General features: G+C 66.3%; 22 protein-coding genes. 14 read left to right on the top strand and 8 right to left on the bottom strand.

The window, feature by feature from the left end; genetic code table 11:
- Window position 1 precedes the first annotated feature (1 nt).
- Genes map through MNAB215_RS03920 form a run of 3 tightly spaced genes read left to right on the top strand, consistent with a single transcriptional unit; the run spans window position 2 to window position 2,219 of the window.
- Window positions 2-802, top strand: coding sequence for a type I methionyl aminopeptidase (map, locus tag MNAB215_RS03930; protein WP_077077539.1), 801 nt, complete (start codon window positions 2-4; stop codon window positions 800-802).
- 52 nt (window positions 803-854) lie between these two features.
- Window positions 855-1,388 (top strand): sigma-70 family RNA polymerase sigma factor, encoded by a 534-nt coding sequence (locus MNAB215_RS03925; protein ID WP_077077538.1) that lies wholly within the window; start codon window positions 855-857, stop codon window positions 1,386-1,388.
- Window positions 1,389-1,445: 57 nt separating this feature from the next.
- Complete coding sequence (locus MNAB215_RS03920; protein WP_077078400.1) at window positions 1,446-2,219, top strand: anti-sigma factor family protein; 774 nt, start codon at window positions 1,446-1,448, stop codon at window positions 2,217-2,219.
- Between the two features lie 7 nt (window positions 2,220-2,226).
- On the opposite strand, the gene MNAB215_RS03915 is transcribed toward MNAB215_RS03920, so the two are convergent.
- Window positions 2,227-3,567: an FAD-binding oxidoreductase gene (locus MNAB215_RS03915; RefSeq protein ID WP_077077537.1), complete on the bottom strand. Its 1,341-nt coding sequence runs from the start codon at window positions 3,565-3,567 to the stop codon at window positions 2,227-2,229.
- A gap of 31 nt (window positions 3,568-3,598) precedes the next feature.
- Window positions 3,599-4,819, bottom strand: a complete 1,221-nt coding sequence (locus MNAB215_RS03910) for a flavin-containing monooxygenase (RefSeq protein ID WP_245830124.1) — start codon at window positions 4,817-4,819, stop codon at window positions 3,599-3,601.
- A gap of 208 nt (window positions 4,820-5,027) precedes the next feature.
- Between MNAB215_RS03910 and MNAB215_RS03905 the strand changes: the two genes are divergently transcribed.
- From MNAB215_RS03905 to MNAB215_RS03885, 5 genes are read left to right on the top strand one after another with little or no spacing between them, the layout of a single operon-like run.
- Entirely contained in the window at window positions 5,028-6,770 is a 1,743-nt protein-coding gene (locus tag MNAB215_RS03905) for a thiamine pyrophosphate-binding protein (protein WP_077077536.1), read from the top strand.
- Window positions 6,751-7,416 (top strand): SRPBCC family protein, encoded by a 666-nt coding sequence (locus MNAB215_RS03900; protein WP_077077535.1) that lies wholly within the window; start codon window positions 6,751-6,753, stop codon window positions 7,414-7,416. Before MNAB215_RS03905 ends, MNAB215_RS03900 begins: the two co-directional genes overlap by 20 nt.
- Window positions 7,417-7,420: 4 nt before the next feature.
- Entirely contained in the window at window positions 7,421-8,437 is a 1,017-nt protein-coding gene (locus tag MNAB215_RS03895) for a 3-oxoacyl-ACP synthase III family protein (protein ID WP_077077534.1), read from the top strand.
- Window positions 8,437-9,480, top strand: a complete 1,044-nt coding sequence (locus MNAB215_RS03890) for a pyridoxal phosphate-dependent aminotransferase (RefSeq protein ID WP_077077533.1) — start codon at window positions 8,437-8,439, stop codon at window positions 9,478-9,480. Before MNAB215_RS03895 ends, MNAB215_RS03890 begins: the two co-directional genes overlap by 1 nt.
- Window positions 9,481-9,514: 34 nt before the next feature.
- The gene (locus tag MNAB215_RS03885; protein ID WP_077078398.1) at window positions 9,515-10,015 is read left to right on the top strand and encodes a MarR family transcriptional regulator; all 501 of its coding nucleotides are present in this window, start codon (window positions 9,515-9,517) and stop codon (window positions 10,013-10,015) included.
- A 53-nt stretch (window positions 10,016-10,068) separates the two neighbouring features.
- Here the strand turns inward: MNAB215_RS03885 and mmsB are convergent, their stop codons facing one another.
- The 4 genes from mmsB to MNAB215_RS03865 form a co-directional block, all read right to left on the bottom strand.
- Window positions 10,069-10,941, bottom strand: a complete 873-nt coding sequence (gene mmsB / locus MNAB215_RS03880) for a 3-hydroxyisobutyrate dehydrogenase (RefSeq protein WP_077077532.1) — start codon at window positions 10,939-10,941, stop codon at window positions 10,069-10,071.
- Window positions 10,942-10,954: 13 nt separating this feature from the next.
- On the bottom strand, window positions 10,955-12,124 hold the full coding sequence (locus tag MNAB215_RS03875; protein ID WP_077078397.1) for an acyl-CoA dehydrogenase family protein: 1,170 nt from the start codon (window positions 12,122-12,124) through the stop codon (window positions 10,955-10,957).
- 18 nt (window positions 12,125-12,142) lie between these two features.
- On the bottom strand, window positions 12,143-13,663 hold the full coding sequence (locus MNAB215_RS03870) for a CoA-acylating methylmalonate-semialdehyde dehydrogenase (protein ID WP_077077531.1): 1,521 nt from the start codon (window positions 13,661-13,663) through the stop codon (window positions 12,143-12,145).
- 122 nt (window positions 13,664-13,785) lie between these two features.
- Window positions 13,786-14,943 carry a GGDEF domain-containing protein gene (locus tag MNAB215_RS03865; RefSeq protein ID WP_077077530.1) on the bottom strand — a complete coding sequence of 386 codons (1,158 nt, stop codon included), beginning with the start codon at window positions 14,941-14,943 and terminating at the stop codon, window positions 13,786-13,788.
- Between the two features lie 172 nt (window positions 14,944-15,115).
- Here MNAB215_RS03865 and MNAB215_RS03860 point away from each other — a divergent pair, with 172 nt between their 5' ends.
- The 6 genes from MNAB215_RS03860 to MNAB215_RS03835 are packed head-to-tail and all read left to right on the top strand — an operon-like array spanning window position 15,116 to window position 19,688.
- Complete coding sequence (locus tag MNAB215_RS03860; RefSeq protein WP_077077529.1) at window positions 15,116-16,516, top strand: NAD(P)-binding protein; 1,401 nt, start codon at window positions 15,116-15,118, stop codon at window positions 16,514-16,516.
- 44 nt (window positions 16,517-16,560) lie between these two features.
- Entirely contained in the window at window positions 16,561-17,115 is a 555-nt protein-coding gene (locus MNAB215_RS03855; RefSeq protein ID WP_077077528.1) for an RNA polymerase sigma factor, read from the top strand.
- On the top strand, window positions 17,112-17,807 hold the full coding sequence (locus MNAB215_RS03850) for a Rieske (2Fe-2S) protein (RefSeq protein ID WP_077077527.1): 696 nt from the start codon (window positions 17,112-17,114) through the stop codon (window positions 17,805-17,807). The genes MNAB215_RS03855 and MNAB215_RS03850 overlap by 4 nt, the downstream gene beginning before the upstream one ends.
- Window positions 17,808-17,849: 42 nt before the next feature.
- A complete protein-coding gene (locus MNAB215_RS03845; protein ID WP_425436391.1) occupies window positions 17,850-18,251 on the top strand; it encodes a cupredoxin domain-containing protein in 402 nt (133 codons plus the stop codon).
- Window positions 18,252-18,297: 46 nt separating this feature from the next.
- Window positions 18,298-19,227 carry a metallophosphoesterase family protein gene (locus tag MNAB215_RS03840; RefSeq protein ID WP_077077525.1) on the top strand — a complete coding sequence of 310 codons (930 nt, stop codon included), beginning with the start codon at window positions 18,298-18,300 and terminating at the stop codon, window positions 19,225-19,227.
- Window positions 19,224-19,688, top strand: a complete 465-nt coding sequence (locus tag MNAB215_RS03835; protein WP_245830123.1) for a hypothetical protein — start codon at window positions 19,224-19,226, stop codon at window positions 19,686-19,688. The genes MNAB215_RS03840 and MNAB215_RS03835 overlap by 4 nt, the downstream gene beginning before the upstream one ends.
- Here the strand turns inward: MNAB215_RS03835 and MNAB215_RS03830 are convergent.
- Window positions 19,572-20,642 (bottom strand): acyltransferase family protein, encoded by a 1,071-nt coding sequence (locus MNAB215_RS03830; protein ID WP_077077523.1) that lies wholly within the window; start codon window positions 20,640-20,642, stop codon window positions 19,572-19,574. The genes MNAB215_RS03835 and MNAB215_RS03830 overlap by 117 nt on opposite strands.
- 123 nt (window positions 20,643-20,765) lie before the next feature.
- Window positions 20,766-21,926, bottom strand: coding sequence for an acyltransferase family protein (locus MNAB215_RS03825; protein WP_077078396.1), 1,161 nt, complete (start codon window positions 21,924-21,926; stop codon window positions 20,766-20,768).
- Window positions 21,927-21,942 lie beyond the last annotated feature (16 nt).

Raw genomic sequence — 21,942 nt, 5'->3', positions numbered from 1 at the left:
CATGCGCCCCCTGGCGCGGCTGCGGAGTCGCCGAGTCGTGCCGCAGCGCAGCGCTGCAGAACTCGACGCCATGGCCGCGGCCGGCGCCGTCGTCGCCAGTGCGCTGCAAGCGGTTCACGCCGCCGCGGTCGCCGGCACCTCTACCCTGAGCCTCGACCACATCGCCGAGTCGGTGATCCGCGAGGCCGGCGCGACGCCGTCGTTCCTGGGCTACCACGGTTATCCGGCGTCGATCTGCGCTTCCGTGAACGAGCGGGTCGTGCACGGCATCCCTTCCGCCGCAGAGATTCTCGCGCCCGGCGACCTGGTCTCCATTGACTGCGGCGCGGTGCTGGACGGCTGGCACGGTGACGCGGCGATCACGTTCGGGGTCGACGCGCTGGATCCGGCGGACGACGCGCTGTGCGCGGCGACCAGGGAATCGCTGGAGGCCGGCATCGCGGCAATGATCCCGGGTAATCGGCTGACCGACGTCGCGCACGCCATCGAGACGGGTACGCGCGCGGCCGAGGTCCGCTACGGGCGCGCGTTCGGAATCGTGCAGGGTTACGGGGGACACGGCATCGGCCGGCACATGCACATGGACCCGTTTTTGCCGAACGAGGGCTCCCCGGGCCGGGGCCCGCTGCTGGCCCCCGGGTCGGTGCTGGCCATCGAACCGATGCTGACACTCGGCAGGGGTAAAACGGTGGTCCTCGACGACGAGTGGACGGTCACCACCACTGACGGGTCGCGCGCGGCACACTGGGAGCACACCGTCGCGGTCACCGAATCCGGGCCGCGCATCCTGACGGTCAATTAACGCTTGAACTAAACACCTACTCGACTCGTTTCAGTAGACGGGAGGTGATCGAGTGGCTCGTGTTGCCGACGCCGCGGCTAGCGAAGCCGCTCTGATGAAGGCGCTCTACGACGAACATGCCGCGGTGCTGTGGCGCTACGCGCTGCGGTTGACCGGCGATGCCAGTCATGCCGAGGACGTCGTCCAGGAGACCTTGCTGCGCGCATGGCAGCACCCGGAGGTCATCGGAGACACCGAGCGCTCGGCGCGCGCGTGGCTGTTCACCGTCGCCCGCAACATGATCATCGACGATCGGCGCAGCGCGCGGTACCGGAATGTGGTGGCCTCGACTGACGAGGCGGGCACACCCGAGCAGGCCACGCCCGACGAGGTCAATTCGGCGCTGGACAAGTTGTTGATCGCCGATGCGATGACGCAGCTGTCGGCCGAACATCGGGCCGTGGTCGAGCGGGCCTACTACCGAGGGTGGACCACCGCGCAAACTGCCGTCGACCTCGGGATCGCCGAGGGAACCGTGAAGTCGCGATTACACTACGCCGTGCGCGCCTTGCGGCTCACTCTGCAGGAACTTGGGGTTACCCGATGACGGCCAAGCACCCATCCGGGTGCCTATCGGGTCCGAATGCTTGAAGGGTGAATGGAGATGGATGAAATGAGGACGCTACGAGGCGCTGGGCCGCCCGGCGACAACGAGGCTTTTGGTCTGATCATGGGAGATAACCACCGCTACGCGATGTGGGATGCCGCATACGTACTGGGGTCGTTGTCGGCCAGCGACCGCCGCGAGTTCGAGCTGCACCTTTCCGGATGCCCGCAATGCCGGGAGGCCGTCGCTGAGCTCAGTGGCGTGCCGGCCCTGCTGTCGCAGCTTGACCGCGAAGAAGTGGCGGCGATCGACCGGTCCGCCGGCACCGCCGGGTCGCTGCCGGAAGCCCCGGCGATGTCACCGGAGTTGTTGCCGACGCTGTTGGCGAAGGTGGCCTGGCGCCGGCGCCGCACCCGCATCGTCACCTGGGTGGCATCGTCGGCCGCGGCCGTGGTGCTCGCGGTCGGCGTGTTCGTCGGTGTGCAGGGCTATTTTTCGCCGCCCGCCCAGCAGGTCACCGCGACCGCTCAACCGATGTCACAGGTGGGCACCACGCTGCTCACCTCGGACGTGGCGCTGTCCAGCCAGCACTGGGGAACGTCGATCAACCTCAAGTGTGTCTGCTTGGCTCCGCTGAACGCGCACCACGACACGCTGGCGATGGTGGTCGTGGGCCGCGACGGCAGCCAAACCCGGCTCGCGACGTGGGTGGCCGAGCCCGGCCACACCGCAACACCCGCTGGGAGCATCTCGACGCCGGTCGACCAGATTGCCGCAGTACAGGTGGTCGCCGCGGACACGGGTCAGGTGCTGCTGCAGCGTTCGCTGTAAGCAGCTTTCACTCGCCGCGTAGCCAGCTGTGGAATCGATGGTCCGGGTCGTAGCTCGACCGCACTTTGTCCAGACGCGCCATGTTCGCATCCGTGGTGAACGGAGCCGGTCGCCGGCACAGGTTCTCGTCGGCGAGCGAGATGCCGGTCGAAAGGTGTGACATCGCAGCCATATTGGACCCGGCCCAGTCGCGGTACCGTTCATCGTCGGCCGGATCCCGCCAGGCCGTGTACAGGGCCAGATAGATCTCGTCCTCCAGGCCGTAGACCAAGTCCGCGCGATGTGCGGATGGCTTCCAGCCGGTGAGAATGAACTGCGATGGATGCGGGGGCATCGTTTTGACGATTTCGCGGATTCCCGGCAGCAGTTCGTCGGCGGACGCCGAGGTGAACATGTTGTCGACGACATAGCGGTAGCCCTGCGGGTAGTTGCCCATCACGGCGGCATACCAATTGGCCAAAGTCGTTGGGGCATAGGGCAGGCTGGTGATCGCCCGATCGACCACCGGGCAGCTGCCCAGGGCGGCAAGGGCTTTCGCCGCTTCTTCCTCCGAATCGGCGAACACTGGTGAGGCCACGGTGATGACCGGATCCTCGATCCCCGCCGCCGGTACGCCACGGGTGGTGACCAATTGCAGCTCGACCCGGTCGTCGATCTCGGGACCGATTGCGCGCGCCCAGCTGAACACCTCGTCGGCCACCTCGATCGGGTACATGTACAGGCACATGCCCAACGCCCTGGGGCGCTGGTAAATTCGCACGGTGAACGACGTGACCACGCCGAAGAACCCCGGTCCCGAGCCACGCGCTGCCCAGTACAGATCGGGGTGGTTGTCGGCGTCGCAGTAGACGCGTTCACCGTCGGCGGTGACGACGTCCAGCCCGAGCACGCTCTCACATGCCGGTCCGACCGCGTTGCTGTTCCAGCCGTAGCCGCCTTGCAGTAGATAGCCGCCGAGTCGAATCCCTTCGCAGTGGCCGGCCGGGAAGAAGAGCCCTTGTGCGTCCAGCTCGAGCGCGAAATCGCTGGCACACTTGCCCGGACCGACGTGCGCGATCATCCGATCCGTGTCCACCTCGCAGTGATCGAGGCGGCCGACGTCGAGCAGCAGTCCACCGTCGCGCAGATGACTGGCCGTCCAACTGCGCCCGCCTGAACACACCCCGACATGATGGCCGTTGTCCCGCGCATAGCCGATGGCCGCGACAATCTCGGCGGTGTCGACGGCTTGCATGATCGTATCGGGAAAGCGTTGCGGCACAAGGCCGTTCCACACTGTGCTGCGGCGGGCCGCTTCGTATCCGTCCGCACCGCGGACGAAGATCCGTTCGGTTGGCAGTAAAACCATTGATCTCCCCAGACTTTCGTTGCGTCGGTGCTTAACCGGATGCCTTCTCGCCGATGTGGGCCACCACGGCTGCGTGACCGGTGACCGAGGCGGCCTCCAGGTAGGCCGCGACCTCGCGCGCTAACGGCTTGGCGTGCAGCCGGATTGCTCGCAGCGGGCCATTGGGCGGGATGCCGTACCCGAGCGCAAACATCCCGTCGGCGACCTGCGAAGCGAAGCCACCGCGTGGATTGCCCTGCTGATCAAGCACTCCCAGGTGGCCTACCAGGCCGTCGAGGTCCGTGCTGAATCCGGTAGCGGCGATGATCGCATCGGGTGTGACGGACGCGCCGTCGGCGAGGATCACGTGGTTGGAGTCGACGGCTTCCACCGCGGCGACCACCTCGATGCGCCCGGCCCGCACGGCGTCGACCAGCTCGTCGGCCAGAGTGGGGATGCGGCCGCGCTGTTCCACCGACGCCTTCAAGCCCAGTGGCGGCCGGTCAAAGCCGTAGCCCGACAGGTCACCCCAGAGCAACCTGTTGAGGCGCGCGATGACCGGATCGACGGCGCGCGCCGGGACCCGCGCGAACATCTCCAGAAATATGTCCGACGGGAACCCGCCCATCGCTCGCCGAACCAGGTGCGGCGGCGTGCGGACCGCCAGCCAGACCTTGCGCGCGCCGTTGTCGGCCAGCGCCACCGCGATGTCGGCGGCCGAGTTGCCCGCGCCGACCACCAGGACGTCGCGGCCCCGGAAGGGCCAGGCATTGCTGAAGTCGCCGGAGTGGACCAGCTCCCCGGTGAAGTGATCCACGCCCGGCCAGGCAGGGATCGTGGGCGTGGCATACCTCCCGGTCGCCAGAACGATGGCCCGTGCCCTGACTTCGCCCGACGACGTGTCCAGGCGCCACCCGTCCCCGGTACGGTCGACGCGGTTGACCTCGCAGCCAAGCCGCAGCGTGATGTTCTGTCGCCGCACGTAGCTGTCGAAGTAGCGGACCATGTCTTCCTTGGTGGGCCAGCGGCCGGCGCCCAGTGGAATCCGTTGTCCGGGGAGATGCGACAAGAAGCCGCTCGTGTTCAGGCGGAAATCGTCGTAGCGAGTCCGCCACGCAACCGCGGGTACCTCGGCCCGGTCGATGACAAGAGTCGGGATCCGGTGGCCGTGTTCGAGCTCGCGCGCCACAGACAGGCCCGACGGACCCGCCCCGATGATCGCAACGTCGGGGCGGACGGGCAGGGTGCCGACAACGGGCTGGAAATCGCTCAATTCAGGCGGTGACTTTCTGTGCACGGGTCCAGCCGGTAACACGATTCATCCCCGCGTGTGGTTCACCCGATCGGCGATTTGGCTTCGGTGAACCCAACGCGGTTGCCGTCCGTGTACCTGATATTGCGACCGATCGGCTCTGTTACGGCCCGAGGTGGGGGACACATCCTCTTGCGGGGTGAGCTGGCAAACAGAATTAGGTGAGTACATGCCTGGGAAGCACCGGGTGGTCGACCATATCGTCGGGCACCTCGCAGCGGTGGGAGTCGACCACATATTCGGCGTCGACGGTGCCAACATCGAGGACATTTACGATGCCGCATATTTCCGGTCGGACATCACCGCCGTATTGGCCAAGCACGAATTCTCCGCCGCCACCATGGCCGACGGGTACAGCCGCGGTGGAGCCGGCCTGGGAGTGGTCGCGGCGACATCGGGTGGCGGCGCCCTGAATCTTGTTCCCGGCCTGGGGGAGTCGTTCACCAGCCGGGTGCCGGTGCTGGCCCTGGTGGGCCAGCCAGCCACCACGATGGATGGCCGCGGCAGCTTTCAGGACACCAGCGGCCGCAATGGCTCACTGAACGCCGAGGCGCTGTTCGCGGAAGTGTCGGTGTTCTGCCGTCGGGTGCTGAACCCCGCCGACATCGTCTCGGCATTGGCCGATGCGATCGCGGCGGCCCAGGCCGGCGGCCCCGCGGTATTGTTGCTGCCCAAGGACATTCAGCAGTCCGAGCTGACCACCGACGGCTGTACGGACGGTATCGAACGTAAGCGATTCGTCGGCAATCCGCATCCGATAGCCCGTGCGCTGCAACGAGCCGTGGGCCCGGTGACGATCATCGCGGGCGAGCAGGTGGCCCGCGACGATGCGCGCGCCGAGCTGGCGTCGCTGCGTGCGGTCCTGCGCGCGCGGGTGGCATGTGTGCCCGACGCCAAGGATGCTGCCGGCACACCGGGTTTCGGCTCGTCGTCGTCGCTCGGGGTCACCGGCATCATGGGTCACCCGAGTGTGGTGGACGCGGTGGCGGACAGCGCGGTCTGCCTGGTGGTGGGCACGCGACTAGCGGTCACCGCGCGCGGCGGCCTCGATGATGCGCTGGCCGCGGTGCAGACGATCTCGATCGGGTCCGCGCCGCCGTATCTCGCCTGCACGCACGTGCACACCGAGGATCTTCGGGCGTCGCTGCGCATGCTGACCAGTGCGCTGACCGCGCATCCGCTCCCGACCGGCATCACGGTGCCCGACTCGCTCGCGCAAACCCCGCTGAAGCCACCGGCGTTCACCGGGCCGGGCGTGCGCTATCGCGACGCCATCACGGCGCTCGACGCGATACTGCCTCCCGGCGTCGACGTCGTCGTCGACGCCGGCAATACCGGCGCGGCAGCGATCCATCAGCTGCCGGTGCGGCGCGGGGGCCGTTTCCTGGTCGCGCTCGGGATGGGTGGCATGGGGTACAGCTTCGGCGCCGGCATCGGAATGGCGTTCGCCCGCGCCAAGGACCGTGGACCGCGTCGGCGCGTCGTGGTAATCGCCGGCGACGGCGCGTTCTTCATGCACGGCATGGAAGTTCACACCGCCGTGCAGTACCGGCTCCCGGTGACGTTCGTGCTGTTCAATAACAACGCCCACGCCATGTGTGTGACCCGCGAGCAGTTGTACTACGACGATCGATACAGCTACAACCGCTTTGCGCCGAGCCGGCTCGGCGCCGGCCTGGCGGCGATGTTTCCCGGGCTGGAATCCGTCGACGTCACCGACGCCGGCGGCCTGGCCGCCGCTTTGCGCGCGTCGCTGGAAGTCGAGGGTCCGTCGGTGCTCAGTATCGAGTGTGATGCCGACGAAATCCCGCCATTTGCACCATTTTTGAGCATTCTGTCAACACATGAAGCCGTCAATCAAGAGATCACAACCTCGGAGGAGAACCACTACCATGTCGCTGCCAGCGCTTGACGATATCCACGGCCATACCGGCACCACCAAGCCGATCGATGGAGTGGTGCGTATCGAGACCGCGCCACTGGAAGAGACCGCGCCGATGTTCATGGCGAAGATGCGGTCGGTGTACCCGCACGACGAAGTCTACGGAAATTACTGCACGGTCAACGATTACGTGGACTGCCCGCCGGACGAATTGTTCGAATATCTAGCCGACACCCGAAGCCTCGAGGAGTGGACCTACACGCTGCGCGGCTTCACGCCCACCGACGAGCCCGGGCTCTGGCTGGCCTACGACCGGCTGCTTCTCGACACCGAGATCTACACCCGCACGGTCGCCAACGCCGAGGCTCGTACCATCGATTACCACTGCGCCTGGGACCAGGGCAAGCACCTGTGGATGATCTATCTGATGCGGGTCCTCGACGCGCAGGTGATGTTGAACAAGCCGGGTTCTGTTGTGCTGTGGACTAATTGCCGTCATCCGTTCTACGACCAGAACCCGTACCCGGAGGCCGGACCGGCGGAGCGCACCGGGTGGGTCGGCGACTTCTGGGACCTCTTCGGCGCCGGTCATGCGCTGGAGCTCAACAACCTCAAGACGATCGCCGAATACCGGCATCGCAACGGCCTGCCCGTCAAGCCGGATTGGATGAAGTGACGTCATGCTGAGCCAAATCAGTCTGGTCGACGTGTCGACCTACCTTCCCGGCGAGCCGATCGGCGCGGAGTATTACGCAGACTCCGCCGGATCCGACGAGCTGCGGGACAACCTGATGTTCCGCGCGCCCAAGTTCCGCCACCATGTCGGGCCCGACGAAACCGCGACCGACATGGTCGAGCGGGCCGCGCAGGGGCTGATCGAACGGCATGGCCGCGAGGCCGTCGAAAACGTGGACGTGTTGATCACCCACGCCCAGATGCCGGACATGCCGTTCTACGGCGGTGGCGGCAGCATCGCCCACCGCTTGGGCATGCGCCCGTCCTGGGTGCTGGACCTGCACAACGGCGGATGTGCGGCATTTGTGCTGGCGCTCAACGTCGCTCGTAAACTACTGACCTCGGGTGAGGGAAGCACCGCGCTGATCGCGATCGCGCAGAACGCCGCGGGCCAGATCTTCGATCAACCGGGAGTACGCCGCAAGGCGCAGGCCGCGATCCCCGGCGACGGCGCCGCCGTGGGCCTGGTCACGCTCGCAGACCGATCACCGGTGCTCGATATCGAATGCCGCACCTACGGCGAATACGCGGGCGACATGACGCTGGCCGTCGACCCACCCCGCAAGTGGTGGCAGCCCGGGCCCGGGGAGGGCTCCATCGGCTTCACCGAGACCAAGATCGCCAAGGTGCTGGCCCGGGGCAACCGCCAGGTGCCCGAAGTGGCACTCGCGGTCTGCGACCGGATCGGCTTGGCCTCCAAGGACATTGACCTGCTGGTCACCAATCAGCCGAACCGGGTGTTCCTGCGCAACTGGCGCGAGGCGCTCGACGTTCCGCAGGAACGCCATCGCGACACCTATGAGGACTGCGGCAACCTGTTCGGCGCCGGTATCCCGATCAACCTGGACCGCGCGATCTGCGAGGGCCAGGTCAAGACCGGCGATGTCGTGATGATGGCGGCCTTCGCGCATGCCGGTGATTTCGCCGGCGCGGCAGCATTCCGCTGGGGAGGACGGGGCTGATGACCGAGGTCGCGCACGCCAGTTCGGCCACCGACGAGGTTCTCGGGTCGTTGCCGCAGGCAGTCGATCCCTTCGCCTTGTCGCTCAATGAGAACCCCTACCCACCGCTGCCGGGGGTGCGGGCAGCCTTGATCCGAGCCATCGACGCGGCCAACCGCTATCCGGAGTTTCTGCCCGGCAGGCTGCGACGGCTGGTGGCGGCCCGCGCCGGGGTCGATGAGGAACAGGTCGTGCTCGGCCTGGGGGCGTCCGGCGTCGTGATGCAGGTGCTGCATGCGTTGACGCGACCCGGCGAACGGATCGTGCTGAGCCGTCCCACATTCGACGGCTACCCGATCTTCGCCGAGATGGCCAGGCTGAGTCCGGTCACCGTCCCGCTCGACGCGTTCGGCCGGCACGACTTCGCGGCGATGGCCGAGGCCGCCGCTGATGCGAGCGTCGTCGTGCTGTGCCGCCCGCACAACCCGACGGGTACGTTCGAGGCCCTCACGGATGTCGAGCGGTTCCTCACGCAGGTGCCCCACGACACCGTCGTCGTGCTCGACGAGGCCTACATCGAGTTCGTCGCCCCCGTGCATCGCAACGAAGGCGCCGAGCTGATCCGCCGTTTTCCGAACGTCGTCGTGGTGCGGACCTTCTCCAAGGCGTATGGCCTGGCGGGGCTGCGCATCGGATACGGGTTCGCGGCACCGGAGCTGGCCGAGCGGATATGGACCATGCAGTTGCCGTTCGGCATGAGCGACAGCAGCGCGGTGGCGGTCGCCGCCTCGTATGACGCGGAAAATCAGCTCCAGCAACGCATTCGGCACATCACGGGGGAGCGCAGCTACCTGCGCCGGCGCCTGCGGGTGATGGGTGTGGCCACCTTGGACTCGCACGCGAATTTCGTGTATCTCCCGGCGGCCGGTCGGCCCTGGTGCGAGGTCTTCGCCGACACTGGGCCGCAGGTGCGCCACTACCCCGACGGCGGTGCGCGGATCACGATCGGCAGCCGCGCGTCGACGCGAGCGGTCATAGCGGCAGTGGCAAAATCACGCCGCTGACCCACTCGTGCCGCCGGTGCGGTATGAAAAGGGCGTGGCTGCCTCTGGAAAACCCGACCCGATCGCCGCGGCGCGGACCAATTGGGAGCGTGCCGGGTGGGGCGATGTATCGCAGGGCATGGTCGCGGTGACGTCGGTGATGCGGGCACATCAGATCCTGCTGGGCCGAGTCGAGACCGCGCTACGCCCCTACGACTTGAGTTTTTCCCGCTTCGAGTTGCTGCGGCTGCTGGCGTTCAGCCGCAGCGGTGCGTTGCCGATCACCAAGGCCTCCGACCGGCTGCAGGTGCACGTCACCAGCGTCACGCACGCGATTCGGCGGCTGGAGGCCGACGGCCTCGTTCAGCGGGTGCCGCACCCCACCGATGGACGTACGACGCTGGTGCAGATCACCGACCTCGGCCGGTCCACCGTCGAGGACGCCACCGTGACCCTCAACGAGCAGGTATTCGCCGATATCGGGATGGGCGCGGGCGAAGCGCGGGCCTTGGTGTCGTCCATTGACACCTTGCGGCGCAACGCCGGCGACTTCTGAGGGCTCCGGCAAAATATGCAAACGCTCCGGATGCCAACTGCATCGGCCCCCGTTCAGCCGCGCAGCGCCTCGATCACCGCGCTGAAGTCCAAGGCGCCGTGCTCGGCGGCGAACTTGGCGTAGATCTCGGCGGCATGCGTGCCCAGCGGTGCGGACGAGCCGGTCGAGTTCACCGCATCCATCGCCAGGCCGAGGTCCTTGTTCATCAGCGCGGTCGCAAAGCCCGGCTTGAAGTCGTTGTTGGCCGGCGACGTCGGAACCGGGCCCGGCACAGGGCAATTGGTGTGTACCGCCCAGCAATTGCCGGTCGCCCCGGTAATGACGTCGAACAGCGACTGCGCCGACAGCCCGAGTTTTTCGGCGAGCACGAACGCCTCACCGACCGCGATCTGCTGGACCGCGAGCACCATGTTGTTGCACACCTTGGCGGCTTGCCCGGCCCCCGCCGCGCCACAGTGAATGATCTTGCCCGCCATAGGTTCTAGCACCGGCCGTGCGCGCTCCACCGCGTCGTCGTCGCCGCCGACCATGAACGCGAGTGTCCCTGCCACCGCGCCCTTCACCCCGCCGGAGACCGGGGCGTCCAGCTGCGAAACACCATGCGACTGCGCCAGCGCGTGCACCTCGCGGGCGTCGTCGACCGAGATCGTCGAGCTGTCGATGAACAGCGCACCCGCGATCGCGGCAGGCAACACCTCGGCGTAGCAGCGTCTGACGATGTCGCCGTTCGGCAGCATCGTGATGACCACATCGGCCTTGGCGACGGCATCGGGGGCCGTGTCGAAAACCTCGATGCCGCTGGACTCCGCGGCCGCCACCGCGGCGGGCACCGGGTCGAACCCGCGCACGCTGTGGCCGGCGGTGACCAGGTTCGCCGACATGGGGCCGCCCATGTTGCCCAATCCCAGGAACGCAATCTGGGTCATCTGTGAGCCCTTTCTACACGCTGGCTTGAGCAGCCCTGAGCCGCGCGGCCTCGGCGCGGCCGATGACCACCCGCATGATTTCGTTGGTGCCTTCCAGAATTCGATGCACCCGCAGGTCGCGGACGATCTTTTCCAGACCATACTCGCGCAGATAGCCGTAGCCGCCGTGCAACTGCAGGGCCTTATCGGCCACGTCGAAGCAGGTGTCGGTGACGTAGCGTTTGGCCATCGCGCACAGCTCGACCTTGTCGGGGTGGTCGGCGTCCAGGGCACTCGCCGCGCGCCACAACATCATTCGCGAGGTTTCCAGCCCGGTGGCCATGTCGGCCAGCGTGAACCGGATGGTCGGCTCGTCGAGCAGCGACGAGCCGAATGCGTGGCGCTCCCGCACGTAGGATCCGGCCTTGTCGAAGGCGGACTGCGCGCCGCCGAGCGAGCACGCCGCGATGTTGAGCCGACCGCCGTTGAGGCCCTTCATCGCGATGCCAAAGCCGGCGCCTTCGCCGTCCGCGCCGCCCAGCATCGCGTCGGCGGGCACCCGCACGCCCTCCAGGATCACCTGCGCGGTGGGTTGGGCATGCCAGCCCATCTTCTCCTCGGGCACACCGAAACTCAGACCCTGCGTGCCCTTTTCGACGATGAACGCCGAGATGCCGCGGGGGCCGTCACCACCGGTGCGCGCCATCACCACGTAGACGTCGGAGGCTCCCGCACCGGAGATGAACTGCTTGACCCCATCCAGGACGTAGTCCGAGCCGTGCTTGACCGCGCGGGTGCTCAAGGCGCCCGCGTCGGATCCGGCGTTCGGCTCGGTCAGGCAGTAGCTGGCGATGACATCCATCGGCGCCAGCCGCGGAATCCAGGCCTTGCGTTGTTCGTCGGTGCCGAAGGTGTCGATCATCCATGCGCACATGTTGTGGATGGACAGGAATGCGGCGGTCGTGGGGTCGGCAATGGCCAACTGTTCAAAAATCCGGACCCCGTCCAGCCGGCGCAGCCCGCTGCCGCCGACGTCGTCGCGGCAATAGATCGCCGCCATGCCGAGTTCGGCGGCCTCGCGCAACACGTCGGTCGGAAAGTGGTGGGCCGCTTCCCATTCCAGCGCATACGGGGCTATCCGTTTGGCCGCGAAGGCGGCTGCCGTCTCGGTGATGACCCGTTCGTCGTCGTTCAGGGCAAACAATTCCATTAAGCCGCCGACCTAATCCATCGTCGGGATGACGAATTCGGCGCCCTCTTTGATGCCGGACGGCCACCGCGACGTCACGGTCTTGGTCTTGGTGTAGAACATGATCGACGACGGACCGTGCTGGTTGAGGTCGCCGAAGCCGGACCGCTTCCAGCCGCCGAAGGTGTGATAGGCCACCGGGACCGGGATCGGCACGTTGACGCCGACCATGCCGACCTGCACCCGCGACACGAAGTCGCGGGCGGCGTCGCCGTCGCGGGTGAAAACCGCTACGCCGTTGCCGTATTCGTGCTCGGAAGGCAGCCGCAACGCCTCTTCGTAGTCGTGTGCCCGCACGATGCACAACACCGGCCCGAATATCTCGTCGGTGTAGATCGACATGTCGGTGGTCACATGATCGAACAGGGTCGGCCCGATGAAGAAGCCGCCCTCCAGGCTCGCGTCGCCGTAGGCCAGGTCATCGCTGCGGCGCTCGCGGCCGTCGATCACGATCTCGGCGCCCGCCGCGACACCCTGATCGATGTAGTTGCGCACCCGGGCCACGGCGGCCTCGGTGACCAAGGGGCCGTAGTCGGCCTTGGGGTCCAGGCTGTGTCCCACTCGCAGGTTGTTGATCCGCTCAATCAGCCTGGCGCGCAACCGGTCCGCGGTTTGCTCACCGACGGGTACCGCGACGCTGATCGCCATGCAGCGCTCGCCGGCGCTGCCGTACCCGGCCCCGATCAGCGCGTCGACGGCCTGGTCGAGATCCGCGTCGGGCATCACGATCATGTGGTTTTTGGCGCCGCCGAAGCACTGCGACCGTTTGCCGTGGGCCGCGGCCGTCTCATAGATGTACTGGGCGATGTCGGAGCTGCCGACGAAACCGACGGCCTGGATGTCGGGGTGGTGCAGGATCGCGTCGACGGCTTCCTTGTCGCCGTGCACGACCTGGAAAACGCCCGGCGGCAGACCGGCCTCGAGGAAGAGTTCGGCCAGCCGCACCGGAACGGACGGGTCGCGCTCACTTGGCTTCAGCACGAACGCATTTCCACAGGCCAGCGCGGGCCCGGCCTTCCACAGCGGGATCATCGCCGGGAAGTTGAACGGGGTGATGCCTGCGACCACACCTAGCGGCTGCCGCAGCGAGTAGACGTCGATGCCCGGGCCGGCGCCCTCGCTGTACTCACCCTTGAGCAGATGCGGGATGCCGAGGCAGAACTCGATCACCTCGATGCCGCGTTGGATGTCGCCGCGCGCGTCGGGCACGGTCTTGCCGTGCTCGATCGACAGCAGCTCGGCCAGCTCGTCGCTGTTGTCGTTGACCAGCTCGATGAATCGCATCAACACGCGGGCGCGGCGCTGCGGATTCCACGCGGCCCAGCCCTTTTGCGCCTCGACGGCCGAGGCCACCGCCGCGTCGACGTCGGCCGACGAGGCCATCGCGACCTTCGCCTGCACCTCACCGGTGCTGGGGTTGAAGACGTCCGCGGTACGGCTGGACTGGCCGGTGGTGCGCTTCCCGTCGATGAAGTGCGGGATCTGTGTGGTCATGGGGGTCCTCGAGGGCGCGAAAAATGAGCGGCTTGGTTACTTGCATATCCTAGTAACCGGGTCGCGACGTTCGCAAGGTGGGTGTCGCGGCAGCCGATGGCCCCAATCGCGGGGGCCCGATGTCAACTGGCGGTAGGTCGCAACGGCGGCATCACGTAGGCGGTGGTGTCGGATTCGCAGGTTGGCTCCGGTGCGCCCCGGTAGCGGATCTGGTTGCCCCCGGCCCGTTTCGCCTCGTACATCGCGGCATCGGCGGCGGCGACCAGGAGTTCGATCATCGGCCGGGCGTATTGCTCGTCGCCTCTTGTCAGGTGCATGCCGGCAACACCGATGCTGGCGGTCACCGTCCAGGGGGTCGCGGCAACGGCCGCGAGCATCTTCTCGGCGGTCTCGCGGACACTAGCGGCGTCGCCCACCTCGGCGATCAGGAACTCCTCGCCGCCAACGCGTGCGACAACCGAGTTGACTCGGCTGGCCCGGCGCAGGTTGTCGGCCACCGAGATCAGGATCTGATCCCCAACCGCGTGGCCGTGTTCGTCGTTGAGCTTCTTGAAGCCGTCCAGATCGAGCATGACCACGGCGAACGGCACGGGCCGGTCGGCGCCGCCCGGAATCGCGGCCACCGCCGAGCGGTAGAAGCCACGCCGGTTATGCAACCCGGTAAGCGGATCGGTGTGCGACATCATGGCGTCGAGCGTCAGCAGGCGCAGCAGCACGTGGCCGGCGAACGGGACCGCAAGCACCGCGATCGCCACGCCGAGCGCATGACCGGACGCCAGCGCGGGGTCGCCCGCCAGCCCCACTCGCACCGCCGAAAACACCATCGTGAAGGTGGCGTTGAGCATGGTCAGCAGCAGCAGTCGGCTGGAGTGAAACAGCGCCACGTACCCGGCCACCGGAGCGAACGTCGTGCAGGCGAACAGTCCGGTGACCGGAGTGCCCGCGACCACGCAGGCGATTGTCACACCAAGATTGCAGCCCAGGACGAACAACTCTGATTGGGTGTGGGTAGGCCAACGGATCAGCCACAGCGTCGCCATCGCCGCGCACAGCACGGTGATCGTGATAGCGCCGATGGTCCCCACCCGCCCGTGCGGTCCCGACGGGCTCCACAGCATCAGGATCGGCACCACGGCGAACACGCCGGTGATCGACGCGATCATCGACCGGGCGAACGGTTGAAGTCCACGCCCCGCAAGGTATTCCGACAACCACAGGTACTGGTCGGGTTGCTGCCACGACTGCCGGGCCCACGCCACGGTGCCTCCGGACAAAGTCATATGCGCTGATCACGCACCAACCGATAGCGATCCACGCATCGGGGCCGCCGCATACCAAAGCGCATACTATAACGGGCTCGACAACTCGGCGAACGCACCGATCTCGTCGGTACTTCGCCGCTTTTTACGGCCGAGTTTCTTCGCGCTCGTCGAGGATTAGCCTGTAGCCGGTATGCACAGCATCGAGGCCGACTACCTGGTCGTCGGCGCGGGTGCCATGGGAATGGCGTTCGTCGACACGCTGGTGTCCGAGACACCGGCGAGCGTGGTGCTGGTCGACCGCAATCACCAGCCCGGCGGCCACTGGACCACCGCCTACCCCTTCGTCCGGCTGCATCAGCCCTCCGCCTTCTACGGCGTCAACTCGCTGAGCCTGGGCAGCGACGCGATCGACCAAGTCGGCTACAACGTGGGGCTCTACGAGTTGGCGACCGGCGCGGAGGTCTGCGCCTACTACGACCGCGTCATGCGTCAGCGGCTGCTGCCGACCGGGCGGGTCAGCTATTTCCCGATGAGCGAATACGTGGGTGCGGGCCGCTTCGCCACGCTGGCGGGCACCGAGTACACCGTGACGGCGCGCCGCGTCGTCGACGCCACCTACATGCGGGTGACGGTTCCTTCGATGCGCCCGCCGCCCTACCGGGTCGCGCCCGGCATCGGCTGCATCACACCCAACGACCTGCCACGCGCGGCCGCACCCGACCGCTACGTCATTGTCGGGGCCGGCAAGACCGGCATCGACACCTGCCTGTGGCTGCTGGGCCACGGAGTCTCCCCGGACCGGCTGACCTGGGTCGTGCCCCGCGACTCCTGGCTGCTGGATCGCGCAACGATTCAGCCGGGAGCGGTGTTCGCCGACCGCGTCAGAGCCACCTTTGCCGCACAACTGCGGGCCGTCAGGGACGCGCAGTCGGTCGACGATCTGTTCGCGCGCCTGGAAGAAGCCGGTGCCCTGCTGCGGATCAATCCGGCGATCCGCCCCACCATGTACCGCTGCGCGACGGTCACCCGCCTCGAACTCGAGCAGCTGCGCCGCATCAGCGACGTGGTGCGCATGGGCCACTTGCTGGGTATCGAAGCCGACCAGATGGTCCTCGACGGCGGTGCGGTGGCGATCCACGGCACCGCGCTGTTTGTCGACTGCACCGCCGATGGTGCCGAAAAGTTGCCCGCTACAAGCATTTTCGATGGCGAACGCATCACGCTGCAAAGCGTGCGGGGGTGCCAGCAGATCTTCAGCGCCGCCCTGATCGCCCACGTCGAAACGGCGTACCCGGACGACGCGGCGAAGAATCGGCTCTGTGTGCCGTTGCCGCACCCCGACACCGACGTGGACTGGTTGCGCCTTGCGCTGGCCGACTACCGCAATCAGCTGCGCTTTCTCGACGACCCCGAGCTGACGGCGTGGCTGTCCTCGGTGCGTCTGGATGTCTTCAGCCATCTGCTGGCGCCGGTATCGGCGAAACCCCGGGTGCAAGAACGGATACTGGGCATCACCAAAAAAGCGCTCGCGGCAACTGCCGCAAAACTCGACGAGATGATGCCCGATGAAGCCTTCCTCGCCGCACCCTGACGCCACGTGTAACCCCGGCTCCTATTAATCGGCGAGGGAGGCACGTGATCGCACGCAACGAACCCGGCAACCCGCGACCCCTGCGCGCGGTGCCTAACAGTGGAGATGAGCACGGCTACACCGACTGGGAAGCGGTGTATGAGGATAACGCTGCCTGGGTATACCGCACGCTGTTCGCGCGCGTCGGCAATCAGGCAGACGCCGAAGATCTCACCGCCGAGGTCTTCCTCGCCGCGCTGCGCCCGCTGCGCCTGACGGCGAGCGTGGGCGAGGTGCGGGCATACCTTCGGGCCACGGCACGAACAGTGCTGGCCGCGCATTGGCGCGAGACCTTGGGCCGGGAGATAACCTCGATCGACGACGACATCGAACAACCACCGGAGAGCGAGGAAGCGATCAGCACCGCGCCCCAGCGTGTCGCCCACGTCCTCGACACTCTGCCCGACCGCTATCGACAAATACTGGAATTGCGTTTCCTGCAAGGTAATTCGATCAAGGAGTCGGCTGCCGAACTTGGGATAAGCGTCGCCAACGCCAAGGTGCTACAGCATCGCGCGCTGCGATTGGCGGCGCAGGTCAACGATGGGGGCCAGTCATGAACGCGCGAGGATTGCGCCGCTACGTCGACGATCTGCTCCGGGGTCGCCGCCCCAAGGCGTTTGCGCCCGACGATTTCGAGGCCGCACAGATCCGCACCGCGATCGAGCTGCGCGCCGCCGGGCAGGGGGCCGAAGCCCCGCGCGAAGAATTTCTCGACGACCTGCACCGGCGTCTAGCCGAACAAATGGGCGGCGCACCGCGAAAGCCGGTGGCAGCGCCCAACGCCACCCGCCGCCAGGTCATCGTCGGCACCTCGGCAGCAGCGGCGGCCGCCGTCACCGCGGTGTCCATCGATAGAGCGGTGACGGGAAGTCAGACCGACGCGCCGGCGGTCGCAGGGGAGCTTAAGCCCAACGAGGGCAGCTGGCAGCGTGTCGCGGCGAGCTCGCAGGTCCCGGACGGTCTGATGCATCCCTTCGACCTGGGGTCGGTCAGCGGATTCGTCCGCCGCATCGACGGCAAACCCCAGGCCGTGTCCGGGGTGTGTACCCATCAAGGCTGCCGGCTGTGGTTTGACGCACCCGACGACAGGTTGCGGTGCCCGTGCCACTCGACTTCGTTCGCGCCCACCGGCGAGGTGATCACGCATCAATTGCCGATCGCACCGAAGCCGTTGCCCAGCTTGATGGTTCGAGAGGTCAACGGCGTAATCGAGGTGTTCGCCCCGCCGCGCCCCGACCAGCCGGCCTAGGACGTGTAACCCACCCCGCTATCTCTTGGCATGACTATCGCCATGCTTCGACGATCTCTAGTTGCGTTGTTGGCCGCGGGTGCGCTCGGGCTCGCGGGGTGTTCGAGTCCGCGGCCCTCGGCAACACATCCCTCGGTAACCTTCGGGCCCGACACCACGACGCCGTCGGGGACCGCAACTGCGGCACCGGTGAGCGGCAACCTCATCACCATCGACGGCTTCGCGTTCGCCCCCGCCACGGTGACCGTCAGCGCCGGCAGCACGGTCACCTGGACCAACCGCGACGAGGAACCCCACACGGTGGTGGCGAACGACGGTTCATTCCACTCGCCCGGAATGGGGACCGGGGCCACCTTCTCGCACACCTTTTCCGCCGCAGGGACATTCGACTATGTCTGCTCGATTCACCCGATGATGCACGGCACCGTGGTGGTGACGGGATGAATAGCGCCAGCGACAATGCAGAACGAAGTGATGAGGAGTGGCGCTCATGAACAATGAGCCCGGCGGGATGAGTCGCCGGCAGCTGATCCGGCACACGGCCTGGTTCGGCGCGGCGGTCGGATTCGCCGTGGCCGGCGGCGAGGTCATTTCACATGTCGCCGACGCCGCGGCGGCCAACAAGGCTGTCGGCCGGCCCACGCTGCGCTTCGCTCAGGTCAGCGACAGCCACATCGGCTTCACCGGCGCCCCCAACCCGGACGTCTCCGGCACGTTCAGCCATGCGATCGATCAGATCAACAACTTGGGCTACACACCGGATTTCGTCATCCACACCGGCGACCTCACCCACCTGTCCACCCCCGAACAATTCGATCAGGTCAAGCAGATGATGACCGGATTGAAGACGCCACACGTGTTCACCGTGCCTGGTGAGCACGACTCGGTCGACGACGGCGGGCAGAAGTACCGAAAGGTCTTCGGCGCCGGGTCCGTTGGTGACGGGTGGTACAGCTTCGACATCGCCGGGGTGCACGTGATCGCCCTGGTGAATACGCTGAACCTGCACAAGCTCGGACATCTCGGCGTCGACCAGCTCGAGTTCGTCAAGAAGGACGTGGCGGGGCTGTCCAGCGATACCCCCATCATCGTCTTCAGCCACATCCCGTTGTTCGCGATGTATCCGGACTGGGGCTGGGGCACCGACGACGCCGTCGAAGCCCTTGGCTACCTGCGTCGGTTCGCGTCCGTCACGTGTATCAACGGGCATGTGCACCAACTGTTTTCCAAGACCGAAGGCAACGTCTCCTTCTACAGCGGGACGACCACCGCCTACCCGCTGCCCCATCCCGGCGACGGGCCCGCGCCCAAGCCGGTCACCCTGCCGGCTGGCAAGCTCCACGACGCGCTCGGCATCCGCGAGGTCAGCTACACCAAAGGCCAGGCCGCGCTGGCATTGAAAGAACAGAGGCTGCAATGACTTTGACGAACATCTTGGTACGGGCCGGGTTCGCCGTGTCGCTGATCGTCAGCGCCGGCAGCCATGCCTATCTGTATATCCACGGCTACCAACACATCCCGAGTATCGGCACTTCCTTCCTGATTCAGGCCAGTGCCTCGTTCGCGTTGGCGCTGCTGATCGCGCTGGGCGGTCCCGACTGGCTTCGCTGGGCGGCCGCCGCGATCGCCGGCGGTTCCCTGGTCGCCTTTGTCGCGTCGAGGACCGTCGGAATCTTCGGCTTTTCCGAAACAGGTTGGCAACCTTCGCCGTATGCGGCGCTCAGCGTAGGCGCTGAAATGCTGACCGTGCTGCTGTGGGCAGGCCTAGTCGCCAACGCCAGACGTATCAAACGAGGGCCGTCGTATGAGACGAGACTTCAGCGCGATCGCATGCTTCTCGACCAGGAACCAGCTCAGCGCGGCCAGCGGCAGGGTGGCTAGTGCCGCAACGGGAAAGAACACCAACGGATGCAGAACGCCCAGCCCACACACGATCAGCAACTGCTGCATCGGAAACGCGTAGATGTAGACGCCGTAGGACAGATCGGTGCGCAATCTGAGCCGCTTGTCGTGGAGGAGGGCACCCGACACCAGGATGGCATATGCCAGCGGAATGGCCGCGAACACACGGTAATTCGGCGACCAGTTGGCGGCCAGCACGATGACCGCGCTCACCGCGACCAGCGACCACCGAGCCGGAATCACGTGTTGGTACTGATGCAGTAGCGCTCCAGCCAGAAACATCACCGCAAAGCGCGCACCGATCGCAGCGGGAGTCCACAGTTGGGTGAAGCCATGCCACGGCGTGACCAACACCGAGCAGGCCAGCATCAGCACCATCAGGGTGGGAAGAAGCCACCGGCGACGCAGCAGGCCGGCGACGCCGAAACCGGCAACGGCGATGTAGCAGAGCAACTCAGGGATGAGGGTCCAGATCGAACCGTTCCACGCGCCAGGAAACGGGACGCCGCGTGGTGTTCCGTCGATACCCGAGTAGAGAACGTTCAATAGGGCGTTGTTCAGCACATACTGGATCGGCTTGCCGGACGTCAGCAGATGGCTGACCGAACCGCCCTGAACCGCGACGCTGATCGGAGCGATGACAAACGCGGTGACCGCCACGCAGACCCACAGCCCGGGAAAGATCCGAAGCCCACGGGCCACGAAGTAGTCACGCAGCCGTGGGTTCTTGAGCCAACTCGAGGTGATGAGGAATCCCGAGATCGCGAAGAACCCGTCGACGAACACCTGGCTGAGGAATTGGTAGCCCGCCGCGAAGGGCACGTGGCGCCCGGTCAGCGGGAAGGAATGCCACAGGATGACTCCCGTTGCCAGCACCAATCGCCAGGCGTTCAGTGCGTTGTTTCGGGGGTCGAACGCGTGTCCGAGTTTCATCTGACCCTGTCTGTCGGCCCCGCCGCGCCCTCCTAGCGTTGGTGCGCGTTCACGAAGCGTTTTCATGGCGGAGGCAAAAAGGCACGCTAGCAAGTGATGCCCGGAAGCCGGACGGCAGTGGGGTCAGCTAACTCCGGAAGCGTCCCGATCATCCTTCGGGTCAGCCAGTCCCGGCGCCATGATGATGATCTTCGGATCAGACGACTCCGACGACCCTTCGATCGCCGCCGGCTGTGTTGCTGCCGACGGTTTTCGCAGGAGACGAGCCTTCAAAGACAGGGCGGGCTTCTCCACCAGGAACCAGCTCAATGCGGCCAGCGGCAGGGTGGCGATCGTCGCAACGGGAAAGAACGCAAGCGGTGTCAAAGCGCCGACCCCGCAAACGATCAGCAACTGCTGCGTCGGGAATGCGTAGATGTATACGCCGTAGGACAGATCGGTCCGCAACCTCAAGCGCTTGTTGTGGACCAGCGAACCCGACACGATGATGGCGTACGCCAGCGGAATGGCCCCGATGACGCGGTAGTCGGGCATCAGGCTGGCCCCAGCCACGATGGCCAGGCTCACCGCAACGAGTGACCAGCGAGCCGGAATCACGTCGCGGAACTGGTTCAGCAGGGCACCAGCGACGAACATCATGGCGAAGCGCGCGACAGCCTGCTGGATCGTCCATGCCCCGGGGAATGTCATGGGCGGTAACAGCGCCGCCGAAACCGCCGCCAGCACCATCAACGTGGGAAGAAACCAGCGCCGAGTGAGGAGTCCGGCGAGGCCGAAACCCGCAACAGCGATGTAGCAGAACATCTCCCATATCAGGGTCCACAGAGAGATGTTCCAGGCGCCCGGAGAGGGAACGCCGGTCGGTGTTCCGCCAACGTCGGGCTTGAGTATCAGCAGCGCACTGTTCATCAGGACGTACTCGAAAGGCGCCTTGGATGACAGCAGCTTGGTAGCCGAGCCACCCTGAATCGCCACGCTGAGCGGAGCGATGACAAACGCGGTCACCACCAGGCAGGCGTAGAAGCCGGGGAAGATGCGCAGGGCCCGAGCCGCGGAGTAGTCACGGACGCGTGGATGGCGAATCCAGCTTGCGGTGACGAGGAATCCGGAGACCGCAAAAAACCCGTCGACTCCGAGGGAGAAAAGAAGCTGGCGGACCGGTTCGTACGACACGGAACGGCCGGTGAGCGGGAAGGAGTGCCACAGAATCACCTCGGCCGCCAGGGCCAACCGCCAGGCATTCAGCGCGTTGTTGCGCGGATCGAACACGTCTCCGAGTTTCATCGACGGCCACCTGTCG

The organism is Mycobacterium numidiamassiliense (assembly GCF_900157365.1).
Lineage (GTDB): Bacteria > Actinomycetota > Actinomycetes > Mycobacteriales > Mycobacteriaceae > Mycobacterium > Mycobacterium numidiamassiliense.
This window is presented reverse-complemented; position numbering and strand designations above follow the sequence as displayed.